The following is a 679-nucleotide window of genomic DNA, read 5'->3' as shown; positions in this document are numbered from 1 at the left end:
AATATTTTATAATTTTCCTTTATGGACTACAGATAAGTATTGTGGTTGCGGGGGCCGGATTTGAACCGACGACCTCCGGGTTATGAGCCCGACGAGCTACCAGCTGCTCCACCCCGCGATAATTTAAATAAGTTAGTTGGCTCCTGGGGTGGGGCTCGAACCCACAACCTACCGGTTAACAGCCGGTTGCTCCGCCATTGAGCTACCCAGGAATGTTTTAATTACCTAAAGCTTATCACCAGCTAAATCTATTTTACTAGCGACAAAATATATGATATCACATAAAGCTGACTATGTCAATAATATTCAAATGGTAATTTAAGACATTGATTGTAGTGATTAAAAAACCCCCATCATTTTCTATAACGACAAGGGTCTTAAGTTGGTGCCCAGAGGCGGAATCGAACCACCGACACGGGGATTTTCAGTCCCCTGCTCTACCTACTGAGCTATCTGGGCATAATGGTGGGCCTTCAGGGACTCGAACCCCGGACCTGCCGGTTATGAGCCGGACGCTCTAACCAACTGAGCTAAAGGCCCTCACATACTATATCAACTAATTATATTTCAATTATTGGTCGGGGTGGAGGGACTCGAACCCCCGGCCCCATGGTCCCAAACCACGTGCGCTACCAAACTGCGCTACACCCCGAATTAAAAAGAAATATATCCAGCCGAA

5 tRNA genes are annotated in these 679 nt (G+C 46.5%); all 5 read right to left on the bottom strand.

Features of this window, described 5'->3' with window-relative positions:
- Positions 1 to 42: 42 nt before the first annotated feature.
- Positions 43 to 118: transfer RNA gene (locus DW1_RS05380), tRNA-Met, on the bottom strand.
- Between the two features lie 19 nt (positions 119 to 137).
- Positions 138 to 212 (bottom strand) — tRNA-Asn (locus DW1_RS05375).
- A 171-nt stretch (positions 213 to 383) separates the two neighbouring features.
- A tRNA-Phe gene (locus DW1_RS05370) sits at positions 384 to 459 on the bottom strand.
- Between the two features lie 4 nt (positions 460 to 463).
- A tRNA-Ile gene (locus DW1_RS05365) sits at positions 464 to 540 on the bottom strand.
- Positions 541 to 575: 35 nt separating this feature from the next.
- Positions 576 to 652, bottom strand: a tRNA-Pro gene (locus DW1_RS05360).
- Positions 653 to 679 lie beyond the last annotated feature (27 nt).

The organism is Proteiniborus sp. DW1 (assembly GCF_900095305.1).
Lineage (GTDB): Bacteria > Bacillota > Clostridia > Tissierellales > Proteiniboraceae > Proteiniborus.
This window is presented reverse-complemented; position numbering and strand designations above follow the sequence as displayed.